The sequence below is a fragment of the Rhodanobacter geophilus genome (genome assembly GCF_040812275.1).
In the GTDB taxonomy this organism is placed as follows: domain Bacteria; phylum Pseudomonadota; class Gammaproteobacteria; order Xanthomonadales; family Rhodanobacteraceae; genus Rhodanobacter_A; species Rhodanobacter_A geophilus.
Genome location: NZ_JBFOHL010000003.1, coordinates 92,242 through 114,394 on the forward strand (window position 1 = coordinate 92,242; position 22,153 = coordinate 114,394).

At 67.4% G+C, this 22,153-nt stretch carries 18 protein-coding genes and 1 tRNA gene; 14 read left to right on the forward strand and 5 right to left on the reverse strand.

Features of this window, described 5'->3' with window-relative positions; translation table 11 throughout:
- Positions 1 to 23: 23 nt before the first annotated feature.
- Both mprF and ABQJ56_RS04590 read right to left on the reverse strand, forming a co-directional pair.
- Entirely contained in the window at positions 24 to 2,651 is a 2,628-nt protein-coding gene (mprF, locus tag ABQJ56_RS04585; protein ID WP_367843807.1) for a bifunctional lysylphosphatidylglycerol flippase/synthetase MprF, read from the reverse strand.
- 195 nt (positions 2,652 to 2,846) lie between these two features.
- On the reverse strand, positions 2,847 to 4,847 hold the full coding sequence (locus tag ABQJ56_RS04590; protein WP_367843808.1) for an OPT family oligopeptide transporter: 2,001 nt from the start codon (positions 4,845 to 4,847) through the stop codon (positions 2,847 to 2,849).
- Positions 4,848 to 5,122: 275 nt separating this feature from the next.
- Between ABQJ56_RS04590 and ABQJ56_RS04595 the strand changes: the two genes are divergently transcribed.
- The 4 genes from ABQJ56_RS04595 to ABQJ56_RS04610 all read left to right on the forward strand — a co-directional run bounded on the left by ABQJ56_RS04595 (position 5,123) and on the right by ABQJ56_RS04610 (position 8,622).
- Positions 5,123 to 6,532 (forward strand): NfeD family protein, encoded by a 1,410-nt coding sequence (locus ABQJ56_RS04595; protein WP_367843809.1) that lies wholly within the window; start codon positions 5,123 to 5,125, stop codon positions 6,530 to 6,532.
- The gene (locus ABQJ56_RS04600; RefSeq protein ID WP_367843810.1) at positions 6,529 to 7,299 is read left to right on the forward strand and encodes a slipin family protein; all 771 of its coding nucleotides are present in this window, start codon (positions 6,529 to 6,531) and stop codon (positions 7,297 to 7,299) included. The genes ABQJ56_RS04595 and ABQJ56_RS04600 overlap by 4 nt, the downstream gene beginning before the upstream one ends.
- A gap of 74 nt (positions 7,300 to 7,373) precedes the next feature.
- Positions 7,374 to 8,117, forward strand: coding sequence for a glutathione S-transferase family protein (locus tag ABQJ56_RS04605; protein WP_367843811.1), 744 nt, complete (start codon positions 7,374 to 7,376; stop codon positions 8,115 to 8,117).
- A 49-nt stretch (positions 8,118 to 8,166) separates the two neighbouring features.
- Positions 8,167 to 8,622 carry an FKBP-type peptidyl-prolyl cis-trans isomerase gene (locus tag ABQJ56_RS04610; RefSeq protein WP_367843812.1) on the forward strand — a complete coding sequence of 152 codons (456 nt, stop codon included), beginning with the start codon at positions 8,167 to 8,169 and terminating at the stop codon, positions 8,620 to 8,622.
- Between the two features lie 324 nt (positions 8,623 to 8,946).
- Here the strand turns inward: ABQJ56_RS04610 and ABQJ56_RS04615 are convergent, their stop codons facing one another.
- Together ABQJ56_RS04615 and ABQJ56_RS04620 are read right to left on the reverse strand one after the other, a co-directional pair.
- On the reverse strand, positions 8,947 to 9,927 hold the full coding sequence (locus ABQJ56_RS04615; RefSeq protein WP_367843813.1) for an LLM class flavin-dependent oxidoreductase: 981 nt from the start codon (positions 9,925 to 9,927) through the stop codon (positions 8,947 to 8,949).
- A gap of 64 nt (positions 9,928 to 9,991) precedes the next feature.
- Positions 9,992 to 10,165, reverse strand: coding sequence for an oxidoreductase-like domain-containing protein (locus ABQJ56_RS04620; RefSeq protein WP_367843814.1), 174 nt, complete (start codon positions 10,163 to 10,165; stop codon positions 9,992 to 9,994).
- 102 nt (positions 10,166 to 10,267) lie between these two features.
- Here ABQJ56_RS04620 and ABQJ56_RS04625 point away from each other — a divergent pair, with 102 nt between their 5' ends.
- From ABQJ56_RS04625 to ABQJ56_RS04645, 5 genes are all read left to right on the forward strand, one after another.
- Positions 10,268 to 11,368: a glycoside hydrolase family 18 protein gene (locus tag ABQJ56_RS04625; RefSeq protein ID WP_367843815.1), complete on the forward strand. Its 1,101-nt coding sequence runs from the start codon at positions 10,268 to 10,270 to the stop codon at positions 11,366 to 11,368.
- Positions 11,369 to 11,472: 104 nt separating this feature from the next.
- Positions 11,473 to 12,879 (forward strand): hypothetical protein, encoded by a 1,407-nt coding sequence (locus tag ABQJ56_RS04630; RefSeq protein ID WP_367843816.1) that lies wholly within the window; start codon positions 11,473 to 11,475, stop codon positions 12,877 to 12,879.
- Positions 12,880 to 12,968: 89 nt separating this feature from the next.
- Positions 12,969 to 15,281 carry a transferrin receptor-like dimerization domain-containing protein gene (locus ABQJ56_RS04635; RefSeq protein ID WP_367843817.1) on the forward strand — a complete coding sequence of 771 codons (2,313 nt, stop codon included), beginning with the start codon at positions 12,969 to 12,971 and terminating at the stop codon, positions 15,279 to 15,281.
- A gap of 264 nt (positions 15,282 to 15,545) precedes the next feature.
- Entirely contained in the window at positions 15,546 to 16,847 is a 1,302-nt protein-coding gene (locus ABQJ56_RS04640; protein WP_367843818.1) for an AAA family ATPase, read from the forward strand.
- Between the two features lie 11 nt (positions 16,848 to 16,858).
- Entirely contained in the window at positions 16,859 to 17,326 is a 468-nt protein-coding gene (locus tag ABQJ56_RS04645) for a hypothetical protein (protein ID WP_367843819.1), read from the forward strand.
- A gap of 120 nt (positions 17,327 to 17,446) precedes the next feature.
- On the opposite strand, the gene ABQJ56_RS04650 is transcribed toward ABQJ56_RS04645, so the two are convergent.
- Positions 17,447 to 17,523, reverse strand: a tRNA-Arg gene (locus ABQJ56_RS04650).
- A gap of 115 nt (positions 17,524 to 17,638) precedes the next feature.
- Between ABQJ56_RS04650 and amaB the strand changes: the two genes are divergently transcribed.
- From amaB to ABQJ56_RS04675, 5 genes are all read left to right on the forward strand, one after another.
- Complete coding sequence (gene amaB, locus ABQJ56_RS04655) at positions 17,639 to 19,174, forward strand: L-piperidine-6-carboxylate dehydrogenase (protein ID WP_367843820.1); 1,536 nt, start codon at positions 17,639 to 17,641, stop codon at positions 19,172 to 19,174.
- 104 nt (positions 19,175 to 19,278) lie between these two features.
- The gene (locus ABQJ56_RS04660) at positions 19,279 to 19,572 is read left to right on the forward strand and encodes a DUF4190 domain-containing protein (protein WP_367843821.1); all 294 of its coding nucleotides are present in this window, start codon (positions 19,279 to 19,281) and stop codon (positions 19,570 to 19,572) included.
- 2 nt (positions 19,573 to 19,574) lie between these two features.
- Complete coding sequence (locus ABQJ56_RS04665; RefSeq protein ID WP_367843822.1) at positions 19,575 to 20,345, forward strand: SDR family NAD(P)-dependent oxidoreductase; 771 nt, start codon at positions 19,575 to 19,577, stop codon at positions 20,343 to 20,345.
- Between the two features lie 4 nt (positions 20,346 to 20,349).
- A complete protein-coding gene (locus ABQJ56_RS04670) occupies positions 20,350 to 21,108 on the forward strand; it encodes a class I SAM-dependent methyltransferase (protein ID WP_367843823.1) in 759 nt (252 codons plus the stop codon).
- A 2-nt stretch (positions 21,109 to 21,110) separates the two neighbouring features.
- Positions 21,111 to 22,148, forward strand: a complete 1,038-nt coding sequence (locus ABQJ56_RS04675; RefSeq protein WP_367843824.1) for a quinone-dependent dihydroorotate dehydrogenase — start codon at positions 21,111 to 21,113, stop codon at positions 22,146 to 22,148.
- The last annotated feature ends 5 nt before the right edge of the window (positions 22,149 to 22,153 follow it).

Below are 22,153 nucleotides of genomic sequence, written 5' to 3' on the forward strand. Positions count from 1 at the left end.
CCGCTTACCTCGTCTCGACATGCTCATCGGCGCACTACCCCGGTGAGGCCGCCGGAAATCAGGCTGGCCACGTTGGCGAGGATCATCGGCAGCGCGATGCCGCCCGGCACGGCCATGTAGCGCGGTTCCCACTCGGGGTCGAACTTGTCCTTGTAGCGCTGCAGGCCCTGGAAATTGTAGAAGCGTTCGCCGCGGCCGAACACCAGCGCGCCGAAGCGGTTCCACAGCGGCGCCTGGCGCCGGCTGGTGAGGCCGGCCAGCGGCGCCATGCCGAGGTTGAACCAGCGATAGCCCTGCTGCTTCGCCCACTGCATCAGCTCGACGAACAGGAAGTCCATGATGCCGGCCGGCCCCTCGGGCACGAAACGCATCAGGTCCAGCGAAGCCTCTTCCTTCGTCGCGGTGAGGAACAGGTTGGCGAAGGCCACGATCCGCTCGCCCTGCCACACCAGCGCCATCGGCGTGCGCACCAGGTAGCGCGGATCGAACGCGCCCAGCGAGAAGCGCTTCTCGCGCGCGTTCTTGTCGCGCAGCCAGGCGTCGGAGATTTCCTTCAGCCTGGGCAGCAGCGGCGCCACCTCGTCCGCCGGCACGATCTCCAGCCGCAGGCCGTCGCGGCCCAGCTTGTTGATCGTGCCGCGCAGGGTCTTCTTCGACTTGCCGTCGAGGTTGAACGCCTCCAGCCGCACGCGCGCCTCCTCGCCGATCTTCAGCAGGTTCATGCCCACTTCGAGGTACATGTCCAGGTCGTCGGGGCTGACCTGGTAGAACACCGGCCAGCCGCCCGCGCGCTCGCACTGTTCGAGGAAGCTCCACACCAGCTCGCGTCGCGCATCCTCGTCCTCGCCCACCGGATCGCCCATGGTGACCCAGCTGCGGCCCTCGGTGTCGTACATCAGGAAGGCCTTGCCGTCGGCATCGAACAGCAGGCGCTTGTCGCCCATCAGGGCCAGGTGCGCCTGCGCGGAGTGGAAGTTGCGGATCAGCGGCAGCGCGCGCTCCAGCTCCGTCTCGCTGGGCGGCGCACGGCGCAGCCGTTGCGGCTTGATCAGGCTGGCGAACGCGAACAGCAGGCCCGCCGCGGCCGCGCCCACCAGCGCACGCAGCGCGCGCGGCGCGCCACCCTCGTGGAAGCTGAATTCCCACCACAGGCTGCTGCTGTAATCCACGTGCTTGTAGCTGAACATCACCAGCCAGGTGGCGCAGCCGAACACCGCGAGGATCGCCACGATCCAGCCCACCGAGAAATTCGTGCTCAGCAACGAGGCGCGCCGGTAGAACAGCCGGTGCGCCGGCGCCAGCGCCATCGCCAGCAGGGCGAGCAACGAGGCTTCCTCGTAGTCGATGCCCTTGAGCAGCGAGAACACCGCGCCCGCCACCAGCAGCACCAGGGTCACCCAGTAGGCCACGTCCAGCCGCCGTTGCAGGCCGCGGGCGAGGATCAGCAGCAGCATGCCGATCACGCTGGCCATGAAGTGCGAAACCTCCAGCACCGACAGCGGCAGCGCGTCGCGCAGGATCGCCATGCGGTCCGGCAGCGCCCGCGTGGCGCCGGAGAACAGCAGCACGGCGCCGGACACCAGGGTCAGCCCCGCGAAGAACGACGGCAGCAGGCCGGTGAACCACGGCGACCACAGCGACTGCTTGCGGAAGCCGCGCGCCTCGCGCTGCAGCACCAGCATGGTCGCCGCGCACAGCGGCATCAGGTAGTAGACGACGCGGAACATCGCCAGCGCGCCCAGGATGGGGGCGGCCAGGTGCTGGTCGTTGGTGGCGTGGAAGCCGGCCAGCATCACCGTCTCGAACACGCCCAGGCCGCCCGGCACGTGGCTGATCAGGCCCACGATCTGCGCGATCACGAAGATCGCCAGGAAGTGCCCGAAGCTGGCATGCAGGCTGTCCGGCATCAGCACGTACATCACCGCCGCCGCCAGCCACCAGTCCAGCGCGCCGACCAGCACCTGGCGCAACGCGGAGGCCGGCCGCGGCAGCAGCACGCGCCAGCGCCACAGCCGGATCGGCTTGCGGATGAAGCCACCGAGGATCCAGGCCAGCGGAACCGCCGCCAGCACGATGGCCAGCGGGATTCGCCAGTCGCTCGCCTGGATCAGCCAGTCGCTGGCCTGCAGGCCGGCGGGCAACGGCTCCACCAGCAGGGTCGCCCCGGTCAGCGCCAGCAGGCCCAGCCAGAAGCTCAGCGTGCAGTACAGCACCAGCTTGGCGATCTCGGCGGTGGAGAGGCCGTTCTGCAGGTAGAAGCGGTAGCGGATCGAACCCGACACCAGGAACGACATGCCCACCGCGTTGCTGAAGGCGTAGCTGATGAAGGAGATCAGGGTGACCCGCTGCCACGGCAGCGACCTGCCGATGGACTTGAGGCCGAAGCGGTCGTACAGCGACATCGCGCCGAAACCCAGCATGGTCAGCACGATCGCCAGCAGCAGCCGCGCACGCGACACGCCGGCCACGTACTCGCGGATCTCGTGATAGGTGACGTGGCGCGCCAGCTGGCGCAGGCCCCACAGCGCCAGCACCAGCATGCCCACCGACAGCAACGGCCCGGCGACCCGGCGCAGCACCACCACCCGCTGGCTGGGCGGGTTCAGGGCATCCTCCGTGCGTGGCACCGGCTCGACTTTTTGCTGCTCCACGCGACGCTCGTTTTCCCTGGGAGGTACCTGGCAGGCTGTCGAGAAACAGCCCGATGACTCGATTCACGGATGGACCGCCTGCCGATCGATCACCCGAGCGACCGACCGGCGAAGCCGGGCCCGGACAACACGCCGGACCCGGTACCCCACTAGTTTAGAGCAGGCCTTGTTGCAGGCGATGAACGGCGCCCGTGGTCACTTCGCGGGGGTGCCCTGCCCCATGCCCGCGATCCAGCGGTACATCACCACCACGCTGGCCACGAACACGATGCCGCCGATCCAGATCGCCGCGCCGTGGAAACCCTCGCCCACCAGCGCCAGCGGCGACTGCTTGCCGGACAACGCCACCAGCGCGGCCACGATCACCCCCAGCAGGCTCTCGCCCACGATCAGGCCCGAGGCCAGCAGCACGCCGAGCTGCTTGGTGGGTTCGGGCTTGGGGCCATGGTCCGCGCGCTTGTCGAACCAGGCGCCGACCAGCGCGCCCACCACCACCATCAGCGTGGTCGAGGTGGGCAGGTAGATGCCCAGCCCCACCGCCAGCGGCGGCAGGCGCATCGACTTCGTCGCATGCACCAGGATCTCGTCCAGCACGATCAACGCCACGCCGATCGCGCCGCCGATGATGATCAGGCTCCAGTCGATGTTGCCGGTGATCACGCCCTGCGCCAGCGCCGAGATCAGGCCGGCCTGCGGCGCCGGCAGCGCGCGCGCGGGATCGGCGCCCGGCGCGCCGAGGAAACCGTAGGCCTGGTTGAGCAGGTCCAGCACCGGCGGGATCACCAGCGCGCCGGCGATCACGCCGATCACCAGCGCCCACTGCTGCAGCGAGGGCGTGGCGTCGACCAGTTGGCCGGTCTTGAGGTCCTGCAGGTTGTTGTTGGCGATCGACGCCACCGCGAACACGATCGCGGTGATGAACAGCGCGAACGCCACCAGCGCCTTGCCCTGCTCGGCCGGCACCATCGACTTCACGCCCAGCACCAGCAGCAGCGCGGCGATGATCACCACCAGGATGCCCACGCCCGACAGCGGGCTGTTGCTCGACCCGATCAGGCCGGCCATGTAGCCGCACACCGCGGAGACCAGGAAGCTCAGGATGATCACGAACAGCACGCCGCCGATCACCAGCGCCGGCGTCACCGCACCCAGCCCGCTGATGTTGCCGAAATGGCCCAGCAGCCAGGCGACCGGGATCAGGCACAGCAGGGTGATCAGGCCGACCATGCCGATCGGCATGTCGTGCTCGGTGCGCGGCAGCGTGTGCAGCTGGCCGCTCTTGCGCGCCTTCGACGCGCGCATCGCGCCGGCCAGGCCGCCGATCACCGGCTTCACCAGCTTGGCCAGCGTCCAGATCGCCGCCACGCCGATGGTGCCGGCGCCCACGAAGCGCACGGAATGGCTCCAGGTGGCCTGGGCCGCATCCGCGGCCGCGCCCGCGATGGGGTGCAGGACGAGAAAGTGCGGCACCGCCCAACCCCAGCCGATGATCGCGCCCACCAGCATCGCCACGCCCACCCACAGGCCCACCAGGTGGCCCACCGCGAACAGCGCGAACGACAGGCTGAAATCGAAGCCGGTGGCCGCGCCCTTGTCGCCGAAACGGAAATAGCTGGACACCGTGTCGGCGAACAGCTTGGTCTGCACGATCACGTAGAACACCGCGGAGACGATGGAGCCCACCACCACCGCCTTGAGCCCCGCGCCGCCGGATTCCACCGATTCGGCCGCCGCCTCGCCGCCGCCCGAACCCACCTTCAGCACCTCGGCGCAGGCCACGCCCTCCGGGTACGGCAGGTCGGAATCGGTCACCAGCGCGCGGCGCAGCGGGATGGTGTACATCACGCCCAGGATGCCGCCGGTGGCGCAGATGCCGAAGCTCATCCAGAACGGAAAGCCGTTCCACCAGCCGATGATGATCAGGCCGGGCAGCACGAAGATGATCGAGGACAGCGTGCCGGCGGCCGAGGCCACCGTCTGCACGATGTTGTTCTCCTGCATCGTCGAGTTCTTCATCGCCCGCAGTATCGCCATCGAGATCACCGCGGCCGGGATCGAGGTGGCGAAGGTGAGGCCTGCCTTGAGGCCGAAGAACACGTTCGCCGCGGTGAACACCACCGTGATGACGATGCCGATGACCAGGCCGCGCAGGGTCAGTTCGGCGCGCGGCGACGCGCTGGATGCGGATGGGTTCACGCTGGTACTCCCCGGATGGACGCTGCCGCGCAAGATAGCGTGGATCGGGCGTACCGCGAAATTCCACCCCTGCAAAGAGCTGCCTGATGTGGCGGCCAGGCACCGCAAATGCTTCGCCGCCCGGTACCCGTCATCCCGGCGAAGGCCGGGATGACGGGCAAAACCAGGGTTTCCCGAATGCCGGACCATCCACGGTGCCGCCTGGAAGCAGCCTAGACATCGCCGCAACACCTGCCGGCGCACTGTGAGACACCGCGATTCGGAAGGAGAGCTGCATGTGGCGCAGGCCATGGCTCAGCTTGGGCGTCGCCACTGCCCTTGCACTGGCGCTGGCCGCGCCCGCGGCCGGATCGCCACCGCCTGCGCGCGGCAACGCCGGTTTCGTGGCGCGGATCGACCTGGACGGTCCGATCGGCCCCGCCGCGGCGGAATACGTGGATGCTGCAATGCGACAGGCGGCCGCCGACGGCGCCACCGCCATCGTGCTGCAGATGGACACGCCGGGTGGCCTCGCCGATTCGATGCGGCAGATCGTCAGCGCGATCCTGGCGTCGCGGCTGCCGGTGCTCGGCTACGTGGCGCCTGCCGGCGCGCGCGCCGCCTCGGCCGGCACCTACATTCTTTACGCCTGCCCGATCGCGGCGATGGCACCGGCCACCCACCTGGGGGCGGCGACCCCGGTCAGCCTCGGCGGCGGCACGCCGCTGCCGCTGGGCGGCACACGACCCGCTACACCCAAGAGCAGCGACGCACCCGAAGCCGACGGCCCCGCCACCGACGCCGAAACCCGCAAGGTGCTCAACGACGCGATCGCCTACATCCGCTCGCTGGCGCAGCTGCATGGACGCAACGCGGCGTGGGCCGGGCAGGCGGTGCGCGGCGCCTCCACGCTCACCGCCGGCGAAGCGGCCAGCCAGCACGTGGTCGACTTCGTCGCCAACGATGCCGCCGCGCTGCTGGCGCAGGCCGATGGCCGCACGGTGAAGCTCGGTGATCAAAGCGTGGTACTGAAGCTGCGCGGCCTGGCGGTGCACGACTACCCGCCGGACTGGCGGGCGCGCTTCCTGGGCATCATCACCAACCCGACCATCGCCTACCTGTTGCTGCTGGCAGGCATCTACGGACTGATCCTGGAAGCGTTCCACCCCGGCACCTGGCTGCCCGGCGTCACCGGCGGCATCTGCCTGCTGGTGGGTCTGTACGCGCTGCAGCTGCTGCCGGTGAACTACGCGGGCCTGGCCTTGATGGCGCTGGGCATCGGCCTGCTGCTGGCGGAGGCCTTCGTGCCCACCGCGGGCGTGGTGGGCATCGGCGGCGTGATCGCGTTTGTGATCGGCTCGATCATGCTGTTCCATCGCGGCGTGCCGGGCTACGAGGTGAACGTGGGCGTGATCGCCGGCCTCGCCTTCTGTGCGGTCGCCTTGCTGGCCATGCTGCTGCGACTGGTGTCGCGCGCGCGCCGGGCCAGGCACTTCCTCGGCGACGAACCGATGCTGCAGGCCGGTGGCGAACTGCTGCAGGCGGTGCCGGCCGGCGGCGAAAGCTGGGCGCTCATCGGCGGCGAACGATGGCGTGTACATTGCGAAGTCGCCCTGCCGGCCGGGACGCGCGTGCGCGTCACCGCACGGCACGGCTTGCTGCTTCACGTCACGCCCTCGCAGGCGAACAAAGGAGGTCTCCCATGATCGGGTTCGGTGGTGTCGTCGTCATCGTGGTGGTCCTGTTGCTGTTCCTGTCGATCAAGGTGCTGCCGGAGTACCAGCGCGGCGTGGTGCTCACGCTGGGCCGCTACACCGGCATCAAGGGGCCGGGCCTGGTGATCCTGGTGCCCATCGTGCAGCGCATGACGCGGGTGGACCTGCGCGTGACCGTGATGGATGTGCCGCCGCAGGACGTGATCTCGCGCGACAACGTGTCGGTGCGGGTCAATGCGGTGGTGTATTTCCGCGTGATGGAACCGGAGAAGTCGGTGCTGCAGGTGGAAAACTTCCTGCAGGCCACCAGCCAGCTGTCGCAGACGCGGCTGCGCTCGGTGCTCGGCCAGCACGAGCTGGACGAGATCCTGTCGCAGCGCGACTCGATCAACCACAGCCTGCAGCGGATCCTGGACGAGGCCACCGACCCGTGGGGCATCAAGGTCACCAACGTCGAGATCAAGGACGTCGACCTCAACGAGACGATGGTGCGTGCGATCGCCCGCCAGGCCGAGGCCGAACGCGAGCGGCGCGCCAAGGTGATCCATGCCGAGGGCGAACTGCAGGCCGCGGAAAAACTGCGCGACGCCGCCGCGTTGCTCTCGCAGCAACCGCAGGCGCTGCAGCTGCGCTACCTGCAGACGATGGCCGACATGTCCAACAACGGCAAGGCCTCCACCATCGTGTTCCCGCTGCCGCTCGAACTGGTCCGGCCACTGCTGGAAGCGCTCAAGCCGGCGGTACCGCCAGCCACATGAACACGCGACTGCTGACAGCAGGCTGTCAGCAGCGCCTGGCGAGACTACGCCCCGTCCCAGCAAGGAGCCTCGCCATGACCACGCCGCAGATCACCTTGTACGGCTGCGCACCCGCCTTCGGCCTGCCCGACCCCAGCCCCTTCGTCACCAAGACCGAGGTGCAACTGCAGATGGCCGGCCTGCCCTACCGCAAGGTATTCGCGATACCGCCGGAAGCGCCCAAGGGCAAGCTGCCGTACATCGACGACGCGGGCGAAGTGGTGTGCGACTCCTCCTTCATCCGCGCCCACCTCGAGCGCAAGTACGGGCAGGATCTGGACGCCGGCCTCGATGCGCGCCAGCGTGCCGAAGCCTGGGCGATCGAGCGACTCGTCGAGGACCACCTGTACTGGGCGATGGTCTGGTTCCGCTGGATCGATGCGGCGAACTTCGCCAAGGGCCCGGCGCATTTCGCCGACCGCGCGCCCGAGGCGGTGCGCGAGCGCCTGCGCGAGGACATGCAGGCCGCCAAGCAGAACGAGCTGCACGCGCACGGCCTCGGCCGCCACAGCCGCGAGCAGATCGCCGAGCTGGGCACGCGTTCGATCGACGCGCTGGCCGCCCTGCTGGGCGATCGCGAACACCTGTTCGGCGAACGGCCGCACGCGGTGGACGCGATCGCATTCGGCGTGCTCGCGGCGATCCTCACGCCGTTCTTCCACACGCCGCTGCGTGCGGCCGCCGAACGCCACCCCAACCTGGTCGACTACGTGGCCCGCATGATGCGGCTCTACTATCCCGCGCATGCGTGGCCGCAACCGCGGGCCGCGGCGGCATGAGGCCTCGATGATCTGCGATGATGCGCGTTCATCATCGCGGACATCTCCCATGCGTCGCTCCCTCGCCCTGCTCGCCTCCTCCGCCCTCGCGCTGTGCGCCTTGGCCGCCTGCACCGGCGCGCCGCCGCCCGCGCCGGTCAGCAGCGGCCAGGTGGACAAGCTCGGCATCGTCGACACCAAGGTCGGCAGCGGCGCCGAGGCGAAACCGGGCATGACCGTGCAGGTGCTCTACACCGGCTGGCTGTACGACGAACACGCCACGGACAAGCACGGCACGAAGTTCGACAGCACCGACGACCACGGCGGTAAACCGTTCTCCTTCCCGCTGGGCCAGGGCCAGGTCATCAAGGGCTGGGACCAGGGCGTGGCCGGCATGCGCGTGGGCGGCGAACGCACCCTGCTGATCCCCGCCGAACTCGGCTACGGCGCGCACGGCGCCGGCGGGGTGATCCCGCCGGATGCCTCGCTGGTGTTCGACGTGAAGCTGGTGGGCGTGGGGCAGTAAGAACGAAGCAGCCCACCCCGAACTTTCCTGCTGGCGGGAGAGGAAGACAAGCGCATCAGCTCAAGTCCTTGCAGTACACGGCCCTGGCCGTTGCTTCTGCGCGCAGGAGCGCGCTGCTCTACCCGGGGTCCCTCGGAGGCGGTGAGGCGGGGACGATCAGGACGCGCAGCGGGCATCGCCAGGGAGGGCGATGCCTTGTCGACCGGGCAGGAAGCCCGGCCGAAAAGCGGCGCACGAAACCGCTTTGAAACTTGCGAAAGCATGAGAGCAAGAACCCCTCTCCCGCTTGCGGGAGAGGGGAGAGCCATGCGGGTACCTGGAGAGCTACCCGCGCGCGGCGGCCACCAGTTCATACGACCGCCGCCGCAGCCCATGGTCGAACACGTTGCTGGTGATCATCAGCTCGTCCGGCCTGTGCCGCGCAACGAACTCCGCGATGCCCTGCTTCACCGTGGCGGCATCGCCCACCACCGCGCACGCCAGCGCCCGCTCCACCATCAGTTTTTCCGCCGGCGTCCAGTACGCCTCGATGTCGGCTATCGGCGGCGGGATAAGCCCCGGCTGGCCGCGACGCAGGTTGATGAAGCTCTGCTGCTGGGTGGTGAACAGGCGGCGCGCCTCGGCATCGCCGCCGGCCGCCACCACGTTGAGGCCAAGCATCGCGTAGGGTCGCGCCAACCGCGCGGAGGGCTTGAAGTCGCGGCGGTACAACGCCAGCGCCTCGTCCATCGCATCGGGCGCGAAGTGCGAGGCGAACGCATACGGCAAACCCAGCTGCGCGGCCAGCCGCGCGCCGAACAGGCTGGAGCCGAGGATCCACACCGGCACCTCGCTGCCGGCGCCGGGTACGGCGCGCACCGTTTGCCCCGGTGTGGCCGGCTCGAAATAGCCGAGCAGTTCCACCACGTCCTGCGGAAATTCGTCGGCGCTGTCGTAATAGCGGCGCAGCGCCCGCGCGGTGGCGTGGTCGGTGCCGGGCGCGCGACCCAGGCCGAGGTCGATCCGCCCCGGATGCAGCGCGGCCAGCGTGCCGAACGCCTCCGCCACCTGCAGCGGCGCATGGTTCGGCAGCATGATGCCGCCCGCACCCACGCGGATGGTCGAGGTGCCGGCCGCCACGTGGCCGATCAGCACCGCCGTCGCCGCGCTGGCGATGCCCGGCATGTTGTGGTGCTCGGCCAGCCAGTAGCGCGTGTAGCCCAGCCGCTCGGCATGCTGCGCCAGGTCCAGCGTGTTGCGGAACGCCTGCGCGGCATCGCTGCCTGCGGTGATCGGCGCGAGGTCGAGTACGGAGAACGGGATCATGGCGGCATCCGGAAGCACGGTTCGCCCTGATCTGGGGGCGGTCGCCGCGATTGCCAGCGCCGCTTCAGGTATCGGGATGCCGCGCCTGCCACGCCGCCAGCGCGGCGCGGTAATACGCCAGTTGATCGTTGTACAGGTCGTAGATGCAGGGATCGCAGCCGTTGCCGCAGCACTCCCCGGGATCGGGCTCGGGCGGCGGCTGGGGACGAGGATCGTCGGCTTGGTCGGCTGGGTTCACACGCAATGCCCGGACAACTGCAGGACCACAGTGTAATTCGCACTGGCCGCGCCGCCGCGGCGCTGCGATGATCGAGACTCCCCCCGTTGCGGAACTCCCACGATGCCATCGCGCTTTCGCTTCACCCTGTTCCCGCTGCTGGCGATGCTCGCCTGCGCGCCGCTCGCACACGCCGCTTCCGGACACTATCGCGTGGTGGCCTACGACACCGTGCACCATCCGATTCCCGCCGCCGACGTGGATCGCATCGACACCCTGATCTTCGCGTTCGCGCATCCGGCCGATGGCCGCGTGACGCTGTCCACCGCCGCCCGTGCGCTGCTGCAGCAACGCATCGCGCTGAAGGCTGCGCATCCCGGGCTGAAGGTGATGATCTCGGTGGGTGGCTGGAGCGTGGGCGGCTTCTCCGATGCGGCGATGACGGCGGAAAGCCGCCAGCGCTTTGCCGACAGCGCCGCCGCCCTGCTCGTGGACACGCATGCCGACGGCCTCGACGTGGATTGGGAATATCCCGGCCACCACGAATCCGGCATCGCCTCCAGCCCGCAGGACCGCGAACACTTCACCGCGCTGCTGAAGGCGCTGCGCGCCGCGCTGGACCGCGCCGGCCACGGCAAGCATTACCTGTTGACCATCGCCGCCGCCGACGGCCCGTTCGTGGACGGCATCGACCTCGCCGCGGTGGCGCCGTCGCTGGACTGGTTCAACATGATGACCTACGACTTCTGCAACGTGATGACGCCGACCACCTGCAACCACACCGGCCTGCACGCGTCCGCACTGGCGCCCGCCGATGCGCGCACGCTGTCGCGCGCGGTGCGGCAGTTCCTCGCCGCCGGCGTGCCGCCCGCCAAGCTGGTGCCGGGCGTGGCGTTCTACGCCCGCGAATTCGCCGACGTCGACCCGGCCCACCACGGCATGTTCCAGAAATACGGCCACTACCAGGGCGGCCACGACTGGCCGCAGCTCAAGGCCGACTACATCAACCGCAACGGCTACGTGCGCTACTGGGACGCGAAGGCCGATGCGCCCTACCTGTGGAACGAAAAGACCCGCCGCTTCATCACCTACGACGATCCGCAATCCATCGCCGCCAAGGCCGCGTACGTGAAGGCGCAACACCTCGGCGGCCTGATGTACTGGGAACAGGGCAGCGATCCCAGCGACGAATTGCTCAAGGCGGTATGGCAGGGTTTGCAGTGAGCTGGCCCATGACTTGTGGCCCGGATCCGGACGCCGTACGGGACAGCATCCGGCGAGGCTGGTAAAACGGCAGGCGACGGGGCCGTTCCTCCCCGAGGTAGCCGATGTTCCCTCACCGTCGCCTGGCCGTCCTGTTCGCCTGCGCGTTGCCGGCGTGCGGCCCGCGTGCCGCCTCCGCCCAGGCGGCGGCCCAGGCAGCAGCCCCGACGCCGGAGCAGTGGCAGGCGTTGCAGCTCGCCGCGGCCGGCAAGTCCGACCGGATCATGGCCGCGGCGAACCGGCACAAGGGGCTGCTCGCCCAGTACCAGGCGATGCGCGACGCCTACGACAAGGACAAGTCGCCGGCGTTCCGGCTGATCTTCGGCCAGTACATCAGCTGGTACCAGAGTTTCATCGGCGACTATCCCGACGCGGCGGCCAGCTTCTCGATCAAGCAGGTGCCCGCACGGGACGATGCCCCTTCGCCGCTGGGCCTGCCCGGCTACCACGCCCATCCCGCGCTGGCGGCGATCCCGCAGCTGGCGAAGGCGTATCCCGTCGTGCTGCTCAACGAGGCGCACAACGTGGCGCTCACCCGCAGCCTCACCGTGCAGCTGCTGGGCCGGCTGCGCGAGGAAGGTTTCGACTACTTCGCCGCCGAGACGCTGTACCAGGCCGACACCGGCCTGCAGGCGCGCGGCTACCCCGTCGACAAGAGCGGCTTCTACACCGAGGAGCCGGTCTGCGCCGAGATGGTGCGCACCGCCCTGAAGCTGGGTTTCAAGGTGGTCGCCTACGAGGCCGGGCCCGACGCCAGCGGCGACGCGCGCGAGGCCGCGCAGGCGCGCAACCTCTACGAGGCCGTATTCAAGCGCGATCCCAGGGCACGGCTGGTGGTCGATGCCGGTTACGGGCACATCGTGAAGTCGGGCCGCTACCTCGGCGGCTCCTCCATGGCCGAGCATCTGTACAAGCTCACCGGACTGCCGATGCTGTCGGTCGAGCAGACCGTGCTGTATCCGCATGCACTCGCCAGCGACGACCACCCGATCTACGCTGCCGTGATGCAGCAGCTGCATCCGGACGTGCCCATCGTGTTCACCAGCACCGCAGGCAAGCCCTGGTCGCTGCGCCCGGGCTACGACGTCAGCGTGTTCTTCCCGCCCATCCACCGGGTGCGCGGCCGGCCCGACTGGCTGGCCCTGGGCGGCCTGCGCCAACCCGCGTTCGTCGACGGCGCGCGCTGCCAGCAACACTTTCCCTGCCTGGTCGAGGCGCGCTACGCCGACGAGAGCGACGACGCGATCCCGGCCGACCGCATGGTGCTGGATCGGGTTCCGCTGTTCGGCACGCTGGACATGCGGATGACGATCAACGCGCAGGGCGTGCCAGGTTCCGATCTCTACCTGCGCCCCGGCAAGTACCGCCTGCGCTTCAGCGCCGAGGACGGCGACCCGCTCTACCACCGCAACATCACCGTGCCGGCGAAGGGCGGCAATCGGGCCGCCTCGCCCCCGGAGCACAAAAGTTGACGCAAGCCCGCCGACCCGGCACGCCGCCCCCGCTGCGGCGGCTGACCGGTCGCCACACCACGCCCCACGTCGCGAAGGAGAGTCTCCGCATGATCCACCCCACCATTCGCCCGGCACTGGCCCTGGGCTGCCTGCTGCTCACCTTCACCGCCGCGGCCGCCCCGCCTGCCGACCCGGCGCCCGCCGGCGGCATGCTCGGCTTCACCGCCGACGGCGCGGCGCAGCAGAAAAACCTGGAACAGCGCTTCGACGCCCTGCTCGATCCCGCCGACCAGCGCGCCTGGCTGCAGCAGATGTCCTCGCAGCCCAACCAGGTGGGCACGCCGCACGACAAGGCGAACGCCGAATTCATGCTGGCGAAGTTCCGCGCATGGGGCTGGGACGCGCACATCGAGACCTTCGACGTGCTCTACCCCACGCCGAAGAAGGTGGCGCTGGAACTGCTGGGGCCCAGGCCCTACACCGCGAAGCTCAGCGAGCCGGCGGTACCCGGCGACGCCACCTCGGCCATCCGCGAGGGCACGCTGCCGCCGTACAACGTCTACGGCGCCGACGGCGACGTCACCGCGCCGCTGGTCTACGTCAACTACGGCATGCCGGACGACTACAAGGCGCTGGCCCGGCGCGGCATCACCGTGAAGGGCAAGATCGTGATCGTGCGCTACGGCGGCGGCTGGCGCGGCCTGAAGCCCAAGCTCGCCCAGGAACACGGCGCGGTGGGCTGCCTGATCTACTCCGACCCGCGCGACGACGGCTACTGGCGCGGCGACACCTGGCCGAACGGCGGCTGGCGCCCCGCCGACGGTGTGCAGCGCGGTTCCGTGGCCGACATGCAGGTCTATCCCGGCGACCCCACCACGCCCGGCTACGGCTCCGTGCCCGGCGCGAAGCACCTGGCGCTGAAAGACGCCAAGACGCTGATGAAGATCCCGGTGCTGCCGATCTCCTACGCCGACGCCACGCCGCTGCTCGCATCGCTGGGCGGCCCGGTGGCGCCGGCCGATTGGCGCGGCGCCCTGCCCCTCACCTACCACATCGGCCCCGGCACGGCGAAGGCGCATCTCGTCGTCGAATCGAACTGGGACCGCAAGCCCGTCTACGACGTGATCGCCACGCTCAAGGGCGCCAGCGAGCCGGACCAGTGGATCGTCCGCGGCAACCACCACGACGGCTGGATGTTCGGCGCCTGGGACCCGCTGGCCGGCAACGTGGCGCTGCTGGCCGAGGCCAAGGCGATCGGCACGCTGGTCAAGCAGGGCTGGCGGCCGCAGCGCACCCTGGTCTACGCCAGCTGGGACGGCGAGGAACCGGGCCTGCTCGGCTCCACCGAATGGGCCGAGACGCATGCCAAGGAGTTGCAGGCCAAGGCCGTGCTCTACGTCAACTCCGACACCAACGGCCGCGGCTTCCTCGACGCCGGCGGCAGCCATTCGCTGCAGCACCTGGTGAACCAGGTCGCCGCCGGTGTCGCCGATCCGGAAACGCACGTCAGCGTGCAGCAGCGCCTGCGCGCCCGCATGCTGGTGGAAGGCGCGGCCAAGGGCGCCAACCCGCAGGCGAAGGAAGACGCCAAGCTGGCGGCTGCTGGCGGCGACCTGCCGATAGCCGCGCTGGGTTCCGGCTCCGACTACAGTGCCTTCCTCGAACACCTGGGCATCGCCTCGCTGGATCTCGGCTTCGGCGGCGAGGACGACGACGGCGGCGTGTACCACTCGCGCTACGACTCCTTCGACCACTACGCGCGCTTCGGCGACCCCACGTTCGCATACGGCGTGGCGCTGTCCAAGGTGGCCGGCCACATCGTGCTGCGCACCGCCGACGCCCGCGTGCTGCCGCTGCGCTTCGGCGACTTCAGCGACACGCTGGACCGCTACGTCGGCCAGTTGCACAAGCTGGTCGACGACACCCGCAAGGCCACCGCCGAGCAGCACCGCCTGCTCGACCAGCACGCGTTCGCGCTGACCAGCGATCCCAGCCGTCCGGTCGCGCCGCCGGAACGCGATTCCGACGTGCCGGCCATCGACCTTGCACCGCTGGACCAGGCCGCGAAGCAGTTGAAGCAGAGCGCGCAGGCCTACGAGGCCGCCTACCACGCCCGCGCTGCCACCGGGCTCGACCTCGGTGACACCCAGCGCAACGAACTGAACGCGCTGATGGGCCGCATGGAACAGTCGCTCACCGACCCCGATGGCCTGCCCGGCCGCCGCTGGTTCCGGCACATGATCTATGCGCCAGGGATGCTCACCGGCTATGGCGTGAAGACCGTGCCTGGCGTGCGCGAGGCACTGGAGGCGCGGCATTGGGATGAGGCGGATCGGTATGCCGTGGTCACGGCCAAGGTGCTGGATGGGTATCGGGCGCAGCTTGATCGGCTTACTGGGATGTTGAAGCAACCGCGTTGAACGCCATTGCGAAAGGTGCCACGGATGGCGCCGCACCATCGCCTCGCCCATTCCCGGCTTGCCGACGCCGGTTCCGGGTGAGAGGATCACTGCATGGTCGCCGTCTCCGAGAAAGGTTGCAGAACTGGGCGGCGCGATCAGGGGAATTCATTGATTCGCACGGGAGGCTCTCGATGATCATGACTCGATTTGACGGGCTAGACTTCGGGGTTTGTTTTTCAGTTAAAAACGGATTCAAATCGTCGCCCATCAAGAGAAAACACAATGACCACTTACATCTACGCTGACAATTATCGAGGCTTTCGCAACACCCTAATTCCAATAGAGCGAGTTAATTTTCTCGTCGGAGAGAACAGTAGTGGCAAGTCTTCGTTCTTGCTACTTCTTGAAACAATGGCACAGTTAAATTTTTGGGGCTTTGAGCCGCGATTCGGAGCCCCTGAGCACAATGAGCATCATTTCCTTGACCTTGTAAGTGTCAGCTCAAGCGACAAAAAAAATTTCACCGTCGGGGCCATCTTAATTCCGTCACACTCCAACCAAAAAATTCACGGTATGTTCGTGACATATTCGTCTTTGGACGGACGCCCAGTGCCAAGCAAGGTGTCTATTGCCGAAGGCGGGACCATTCGGTCAGTGGCAGGATCGTTCTACACACGTAAGAAAGGCGATACATTTAAGTGCGCGTCGAAAAAATTTAATGCCGCCACCCTGTCAAAATCTCCAGAGCATATCGCCAACTCTTTCGCAAAATTTCACATTTCCTCAAAATCTGGTAACGACATCATTAATGATCATTTCGGAGAACCCACCCTAATCCGTTTCAAAGACAGACTCTACGAAAACCCAAAATTTGATCCAGGCAATTTTGAAATCAAAGCACCTGATTTCGTGGAAGGGTTTGTTGAGATTGCGCCAATACGCTCAAGGCCAAAGCGGACTTACGACTCGCCACAAACTTCCTACTCATCAGAAGGAGCTCACACTCCCTATGTGATTAGGAGGCGTCTAAAGAGCTCAGCCACTGCAAAAAGCTTCAAATCATTCATGGACTACGCTGGCAAGGGAAGCGGACTGTTCTCCTCGATCGAAATCAAAGAGTACTCAGACGAGCCACGCGCACCATTTGAAGTGAACATAAGCCTGGATAAATCGCCACTCTCGTTGGATACCGTTGGTTACGGAGTGTCTCAATCACTGCCCGTAATCGTCGAGGCATTCATTCGCCCCAAGAAATCTACTTTTTCCATCCAACAACCTGAAGTCCATCTTCACCCACGCGCTCAAGCCATGCTTGGCGATCTGATCGCACAGCTAGCAAGATCGGACGCAAAGAAATTCTTTATTGAGACACACAGTGATTTTTTGATAGACCGCTTTCGCATCAACATCAAAAAACACCAAAAAGAATCCAGCAATTTTAGTAGCCAAATACTTTACTTTCAACACTCCAGTGGAACCAACACAGTTTACCCAATTAAGATCGAACGCGACGGAAGTATCGGCAAAAGTCAACCCTCAGAGTATCGCGAATTTTTCATTCGTGAAAGCCTATCATTACTGTAGGGAGAGGACATATGTGCATTGTCGTTGACCCTCCCCTCTTTATATCAATCTTCAAGAGCAGCGACCCCGATCACTACAACTATTCTGGACTCAGATCATGGATCAAAGACGGCCCCGGAAAGCTTGTATTAGGCGGAAGTTTATACAAGAAAGAACTATCCAAGATCGAGTCTGTTTTGAATTTAATTAGCAATCTTGAAAGAAGCGGCAAAACCGTTTCATTTGATGATTCACATGTAGATAAAGAGATGCGAGCCGTGAAGAAAATAAATAAGTCGAAAGATTTTGACGACCCTCACTTAGCCGCACTTGTTCGAACATCCTTATGCCGAATCGTCGCTACTCGTGACAAGCGCTCGCACAAGCATTTAACAGATCCCGCCCTTTACAAGAAACCATGCAGTAAGCCAAAAATCTACGGGGGTAACAAAAACAATTCCGTCCTCTGCAAAAAAAACATTGCCACCTGCTGCAAATAGGTCGCAAGGATTCATTAAAACCAATAACACTTCGTAGCTCGGCTTCGCTCTGGAATTCGCAACGACCCTCAAAGCCCTCCAACAACGCCAAAGGCCGGCTCTCGCCGGCCTTCGCGCATCTGGTGACCCCGGCGCGATTCGAACGCGCGACCTTCCCCTTAGGAGGGGGATGCTCTATCCAGCTGAGCTACGGGGCCAGGGCGCGGATTCTGGCATGGATTGCCGCGGTGCGCGAACCGGCACCGGGGCCGCCCCTGCTAGAATCGGCGTTTTGAAACGGGGCGCCGCGCGCGCCCGGCACCAGGAGTCCGCATGTCCCACAGCATCCTCTCCGCGCTCGGCCTGGCCGACGTCAATTCCGGCACCTATCTCGGCCACGGCGAGTGGTCGAAGACCAGCGACGCCGGCACGTTGCAGCCGGTGAACCCGGCCAGCGGCGAGGTGATCGCCAGCGTGCACGCCTCCAGCGCCGCCGACTATGCGCTGATCGTCGAGCGCGCGCAGGCCGCGTTCAAGGTCTGGCGCACCACGCCGGCGCCGCGCCGCGGCGAGGCGGTGCGCCTGTGCGGCGAGGCGCTGCGCAGGCACAAGGACGCACTGGGCTCGCTGGTCGCGCTGGAGATGGGCAAGATCAAGCCCGAGGGCGACGGCGAGGTGCAGGAGATGATCGACATCGCCGACTTCGCGGTGGGCCAGAGCCGCATGATGTACGGCGCCACCATGCATTCGGAGCGGCCCGGCCACCGCATGTACGACCAGTACCATCCGCTGGGCCTGGTCGGCATCATCAGCGCGTTCAACTTCCCGGTCGCGGTGTGGGCCTGGAACGCGATGCTCGCCACCATCGCCGGCGACATCTGCATCTGGAAGCCGTCGCCGAAGACGCCGCTGTCGGCCATCGCCACGATGAAGATCTGCAACGAGGCGCTGCAGGCCGGCGGCTTCCCGGACCTGTTCTTCCTGTTCAACGATGCCGGCACGGAGCTCTCGCAGGCCTTCGTCGACGACAAGCGCATCCCGCTGATCAGCTTCACCGGCTCGACCAGGGTCGGCCGCATGGTCGGCGAGCGCGTGGCGAAGCGTATGGGCCGTTCGCTGCTGGAGCTGGGCGGCAACAACGCGATCATCCTGGACGAAACGGCCGACCTGAAGCTGGCGATCCCCGGCATCGTGTTCGGCGCGGTCGGCACCGCCGGCCAGCGCTGCACCACCACGCGCCGCCTGTTCGTGCACGAATCGATCTTCGACAACGTGCTCGACACCCTGGTCAAGGCCTACCAGCAGGTCGAGGGCAAGATCGGCGACCCGACGCTGGCCACCACGCTGATGGGGCCGCTCAACAGCCCGGAGGCGGTGCAGGCCTATCTCGCGGCCATCGAGAAGGCCAAGGCGGCCGGCGGCACCGTGCGCACCGGCGGCAAGGCGCTGGCCGACCGCAAGGGCAACTTCGTGCTGCCGACCATCGTCACCGGCATCGCCAACGCGCATGAGGTCGTGCAGACCGAGACGTTCGCGCCGATCCTCTACGTGATGCCGTTCAAGACGCTGGACGAGGCGATCGACATGCAGAACGACGTGCCGCAGGGCCTGTCCTCGTCGATCTTCACCAACAACCTGCGCGCGGCCGAACAGTTCCTGTCGGCGGCCGGCTCGGACTGCGGCATCGCGAACGTCAACATCGGCACCTCGGGCGCCGAGATCGGCGGCGCGTTCGGCGGCGAGAAGGAAACCGGCGGCGGCCGCGAATCCGGTTCGGACGCGTGGAAGGTCTACATGCGCCGCCAGACCAACACCATCAACTACTCCGACGCGCTGCCGCTGGCGCAGGGCATCAAGTTCGACCTGTAAGCCACGCTTTCCTCCCCTCTCCCGCCGTGCCGGGGAGAGGGCCGGGGTGAGGGGAAGGCCTCCGCTGCTACCGGCCCGCTGGACAACGCACAAGGATCGACGCCATGAGCTATCAGCCTCCCGCAACACGCGGCACCAACGCGCTGGCCGTGGTCAGCCTGGTCTCCGGCATCGCGGCCTGGTGCATGCTGCCGTTCGTCGGGGCGATCGTCGCCGTGGTCTGCGGCCATCTCGCCCGCGGTGAAATCCGCCGTGCGCCGCCGGGCAGCGTGGAAGGCGACGGCATGGCGGTGGCCGGCCTGGCACTGGGCTACGTGCAGCTGGCTTTCAGCGCACTGCTCATCGTCGTGGGGATCGGTTTCGTCGTCCTCGGCTTCGGCCTGCACTTCTGGCACTGACGATGCCTGACGCGCCATCCATCTTCGATTTCAGCGGCTGGCGCGTCGTCGTGGCCGGCGGCAGCAAGGGCATCGGCCGCGCGATCGCGCTGGGCTTCGCCCGGGCCGGAGCCGCGGTGTCGATCTGCGCCCGCGGCGAGCAAGCGCTCGCGGCCACCCGCGACGAGCTGGCCGGCCATGGCCATCCCGTGCATGCCGCCAGCTGCGATCTCGGCGATGCGGACGCGGTCGCCGCGTACATCGACGCCGCCGCCACCGCGCTGGGCGGCATCGACGTGCTGGTGAACAACGCCAGCGGCTACGGCTTCGGCGAGGGCGACGACGCCTGGTTCGCCGACTTCAACATCGACCTGATGGCGGCGATCCGCGCCTCGCGCCGCGCGCTGCCGCACCTCGCGGCCTCGGCGCACGCCTGCATCCTGCACACCAGTTCCATCGCGGCGTTCCACCCGCGCCGCAACGGGCCGGCCTACGCCGCAATGAAGGCTGCGCTCAGCCACTACACCACCTCCCAGGCGCTGCAGCTCGCGGAGCAACGCATCCGCGTCAATGCCATCGCCCCCGGGTCAATCGAGTTTGCCGGCGGGCTGTGGGATCGCTGCAGGCACGACGACCCCGCGCGCTACGCCGCCACGCTCGCGAAGATCCCGTTCGGCCGCTACGGCAGGCCGGAGGAAATCGCCCACGCCGCGCTGTTCCTCGCTTCGCCGCATGCCGGCTGGATCACCGGCCAGACGCTGTGCGTGGACGGCGGCCAGGGCCTCTCCGGTTGATGCCATGAAATCCACCGAACGCTTCAGCGACCGCGTCGCCGACTACGTGCGCTACCGCCCCGGCTACCCGACCGCGATGCTGGACTGGCTGCGCCGCGAGCAAGGCGTCACGCCCGCCTGGAAGGTGGCCGACGTGGGCGCGGGCACCGGCATCTCCTGCAAGCTGTTCCTCGACGCCGGCCACGCCGTGACCGCGGTGGAGCCGAACGCCGCGATGCGCGAGGCGGCGCTCGCGTGGCTGGGCGACCGCTCCGGTTTCAATGCCATCGCCGGCACGTCCGACGCCACCACCCTGCCCGACGCCTGCGTCGACCTGGTGACGGTGGCGCAGGCCTTCCACTGGTTCGACCCGGCCAGCACGCGGCGCGAATTCGCACGCATCCTGCGCCCCGGCGGCCTCGCCGCGATCTTCTGGAACTCGCGCCGGCTCACCGGCACGCCCTTCCTCGAAGGCTACGAGGCGCTGCTGCAACGCCACGGCACCGACTACACCAGCGTGGCCGAGCGCTACGCCGACGACGACCGCATGCGCGCGTGGTTCGGCAGCGGCTGGCGCGGCACCGCGCGCTTCGAGCACAAGCAGCTGCTGGATTTCGACGCGCTGCGCGGCCGCCTGATGTCGTCCTCCTACGCGCCGAAGGAAGGCCATCCGCAGCACGCGCCGATGATCGCCGCGCTGCGCGAACTGTTCGAGCGCTGCCAGCGGGACGGCCGCGTCAGCTTCGACTACGACACGCGCATCATCGTCGGCACCCTGGACTGAACATGTACGACCTGCTCCGCCCGCTGCTGTTCGCGCTGGACGCCGAGACCGCGCACGGCCTCACCCTGTACGGCCTGGACGTGGCCCACCGCAGCGAGCTGATGCGCTTCGTCGCCAGGCCCGCCGCCGAGCTGCCGGTGGAAGCCTTCGGCATCCGCTTCCCCAACCCCGTCGGCCTCGCCGCGGGCCTGGACAAGAACGCCGACCACCTCGACGCGCTGGGCGCGCTGGGCTTCGGCTTCGTCGAAGTGGGTACGGTGACGCCGCGGCCGCAGCCGGGCAACCCGAAGCCGCGGCTGTTCCGGTTGCCGCAGCACGAGGCCATCATCAACCGCATGGGCTTCAACAACGCGGGCGTCGACGCGCTGCTGCGCAACGTGGACCAGTCCGGCTACCGCGGCGTGCTCGGCATCAACATCGGCAAGAACAAGGACACGCCGAACGAGCGCGCGGTGGACGATTACCTGCTGTGCCTCGAACGCGTGTACGGCCGCGCCAGCTACATCACGGTGAACATCTCCTCGCCGAACACGCAAGGCTTGCGCGACCTGCAGGAGGAAGCCACCCTGCGCCGCTTCATCGACGCGCTGCGCGAGCGGCAGGAGCAACTCGGCTCGCAGGGCGGCGCGCGCAAGCCGATGCTGCTGAAGATCGCCCCCGACCTTTCCGAGCACGAGCAGGACGGCATCGCCGAGGCGCTGCTCGCCAGCGGCATCGACGGCGTGATCTGCACCAACACCACGATCGACCGCGCGCTCGTGGCGGACGATCCGCGCGGCAGCGAAACCGGCGGGCTGTCCGGCAAGCCGCTGTTCGCGCTTTCCACCGACGTGCTGCGCGGCATGCGCCGGCGCCTCGGCGAACGCGTGCCCGTGGTGGGCGTGGGCGGCATCCTCGACGGCAGCGACGCGGCGGAAAAACTGGCCGCCGGCGCCAGCCTGGTGCAGCTCTACTCCGGCCTGATCTACCGCGGCCCGCGCCTGATCGCCGAATGCGTGGACGAGATCCGCCGCCAGCAGGAAACCGCGCATGCCGCCTGAGAAGA